Annotated in this window: 2 protein-coding genes and 1 pseudogene; 2 read left to right on the top strand and 1 reads right to left on the bottom strand. The window is 70.0% G+C overall.

The genetic code is table 11. The features are described 5' to 3' along the window. Window positions 1–145 precede the first annotated feature (145 nt). On the top strand, window positions 146–859 hold the full coding sequence (locus tag ABZS71_RS35450) for a hypothetical protein (protein WP_356216938.1): 714 nt from the start codon (window positions 146–148) through the stop codon (window positions 857–859). Between the two features lie 100 nt (window positions 860–959). On the opposite strand, the gene ABZS71_RS35445 is transcribed toward ABZS71_RS35450, so the two are convergent. After that, the gene (locus tag ABZS71_RS35445) at window positions 960–1,667 is read right to left on the bottom strand and encodes a class I SAM-dependent methyltransferase (protein WP_356216935.1); all 708 of its coding nucleotides are present in this window, start codon (window positions 1,665–1,667) and stop codon (window positions 960–962) included. Window positions 1,668–2,155: 488 nt separating this feature from the next. Between ABZS71_RS35445 and ABZS71_RS35440 the strand changes: the two are divergent. Next, window positions 2,156–3,012 (top strand): annotated as a pseudogene (locus ABZS71_RS35440) (transposase); the annotation flags it as partial.

Below are 3,012 nucleotides of genomic sequence, written 5' to 3'. Positions count from 1 at the left end.
CCTGGCGACGCCGCCATCAGGCCCGAGCCAGGGCCAGCCATTACCGCCGACAGGCCGCGAATCAGACATGAAGATCACGATCTACGACTGGAGTATTAGAACGGCGTGTACAAGCGCCGGGCCAGATCCGTCATGCTCCGCACTCGTGACGACGCCGAAGCAGCTTCTGGTCCGGGCGGCAGCCCGCAACAACGCCGAGTGGTGCGCAGCGATGAGCCGATCGCACGGTGTGACGGGCGAGTTCGGAACGCAAGCCTGGGCCGCTCCGGCTCGCACGCCGCTCTATTACCCCGACGCGGTGACGCTGGTGCCGGGCGCCGATCGGGCCGCGCTGGTGGCCCGGATCGATACCGCCGCACCCGGCGCCTGTGTCAAGGACAGCTTCGCCGACCTCGACCTGACAGAGGCCGGCTTCCAGGTGCTGTTCGAGGCGCAGTGGATCCACCGCCCGGCGAGTCCGCCCGCTGCCGCGTCGGATCTTGCCTGGACCGTGGCAAGCGACCCGGACACGCTGCGTGCCTGGGCGCTCGCCTGGGACAACGGGGACGGCAACGCGGATCTCTTCCGGCCCGGACTGCTCCACGACCCAGCCACCTCCCTGCTCGCCGGACAGTCCGCCGATGGCCGAGTCGGCGCCGGCGCGGTGGCGAGCCGCAGCGACCACGTGGTCGGACTCTCCAATGTCTTCGCGCTGGACGGCGGCCCAGACGTGGCCTGGCCGGTGGTACTGGGCGCGGTGAACCGGCTGTTCCCCACCCTGCCGGTGGTCGGCTACGAACAGGGCGACGGCCTAGTGGTCGCGATCCGCCATGGCTTCGCCCCCGTGGGCACGCTGCGGATCCGGCTGCACGGCTCGTAGACAGAGCGGCTCCGGGGCCCATCCCCTTCACGACCCCCATGGGGAAATGCGTCTGCGGGGGTGGCTGTGCGGTCGTGTCAGTGTCGGCCCTGCTGGTCAGCTACGGCGTTCGGGTGGAGGGGGCAAGGGGGCGGCGGGCCCGGATGAGCGTGCAGGACAGCGGGGTGTCGCCCTCGGGATCGGTGAGGACATCGATCCGGTCGGTGACGAGGCCGTGCTCGGTGAGGAGGTACGTCCAGAGGTTGGGGGTGAGCACCCACATCCCGACGGACAGCGGCTTGGCGCCGGGCAGGGTCAGGACCTCGGGCCGCACGGCGATCGCGGTGGAGGGCCCCGTCCCGGTGGAGTTGGTGTGCAGGGCGGAGAAGACAAGGCGGCCGTTGGGCCGGAGTGCCAGGGTCAGGGCGGGCAGCAGTCGGTGGGGGTCCATGTAGGGGACGGCGTGGATGGAGTAGATGACGTCGTAGGGCTCTGTCTGCTTGAGGTGGTCCACAGCGTCGGCGCAGATCAGCCGGAGCCCGGGCAGCTCGCCGTAACGGGCGACTGCGCGGTGGTGCTGCGAGGGGGATGCCTCGACGGCATCGACCTGGACACCGTGGCGCGCGAGGTGGGCCGCGTACTTGCTGATGCCGGATCCGAGGTCCAGTACGCGGAGGCCGGTCAGGTCGCCGAGGAGCTCCTCGTCGGGACCGGCGAGCCAGTAACCCCACGCCAGCCTGTCGACTTCGGGGACGTTGGTTCCCCGAGTGGCATGGTGCGCGCCGTACCTGGTCCAGGCATCGGCGGTCTGCACTTCGATGTCCAGCATTACGTGCTCCAAGGAGGCGGGGTCACAGGGGCAGGGCATAGCGGCGGAGCAGGGCGAGGTCGGTGGTCATTACGACGGACCAACCCGCGGTGATGGCTCAGTGCCGATGGCCGCGGTTCCCAGCTTCGTGAGGGGGCCGGTGTCCTCCCGGGCCCGATGACGGACCAGAGGATTTCGCCGTGCGAAAGGATGCGGTGGACTCGGTCGTGGAGAGCTGGCTGTTGTCCAACCATCGGTAGTCCAGGCGGCAGGTGACGGTCGCGTACGCAGGCTCCGGCAGTTGGCGGAGGTCGTCGCTGGTGAGATCCATCGGCCGCCAACCCGGAGTGGAATCCGCCTCGGTATCCGGGGCGACCGTGAGGGCGACGGCAGGGGGAGCGCACTCGACGCCGGTGGCGCGGCACCCGAGCTAGGGCCTGTTCCAGGTTCGGATCATTGGTTTTGGCATTCGCCGGTGGCGGGCGGCTGGAACCTGATAGTTGTCGAGGGTGGCGCGTGGTGATCTCTCTGATGCCGAGTGGGAGTTGGTCGAGCCGTTCTTGCCGGTGGGCGAGCGCGGCCCGGTCCCTGACCTGCGGCGGCTGTTCAACGCTGTGATGTTGCGGTTCAGGGTTGGTTGCCCCTGGCGGGACGTGCCGCAGGAGTACGGCTCATGGTCGACCGTTTACGGCGCGTTCCAGCGTTGGGCGGCGGCCGGGACCTTCCGGACGCTGATGGAGGGGATGATCGCCGAGGCGGCGGCCCGTGGACAGGTCGATCTCGACCTGGTCAGCGTGGATTCCACGGTCGCGCGCGCTCATCATCACGCGGCGGGGATGGCCGTCGCCCCCGAGCTGCTGGACGAGCTGGAGAAGGCCGTCACCGAGGAAAAGGGGCTTCTCGAAAGGGGCAAAGCGCACCGGTAGCTCCGCCGGACGAGGACGGCGACGACGTGGTGCGTGAGGAGCGGCGGCGTTTACGGCGGCGGCGCAGAGCCCGGCTCCGTGCGGCTGAACTGGGCCGTTCCCGGGGCGGGCTGACCACCAAGACCCACCTCGCGGCCGAACGCCGGTGCCGGCCGCTGTCGTTCGTCCTCACCCCGGGACAGGCCGCCGACAGCCCCCGCTTCGTCCCGGTACTGGAGGGCATCAAGGTGCGTGGCCCGGTCGGCCGCCCGCGCACCCGGCCCGGCGCCGTCGCCGCGGACAAGGCGTACTCTTCCCGCGCCAACCGTGCCTACCTGCGGCGACGCCGTATCCGCGGTGTCATCCCGGAGAAGGTCGACCAGGCCGCCAACCGCAAGAAGAAGGGTTCTCGCGGCGGCCGCCCAGTCGGTCACGATCCGGACCTGTACAAGGACCGCTAC

The sequence above is a fragment of the Streptomyces sp. NPDC005393 genome (assembly GCF_040606675.1).
Taxonomy (GTDB): domain Bacteria; phylum Actinomycetota; class Actinomycetes; order Streptomycetales; family Streptomycetaceae; genus Streptomyces.
The sequence above is the reverse complement of the archived record's forward strand: the minus strand, read 5'-3'. Positions and strand labels throughout refer to the sequence as shown.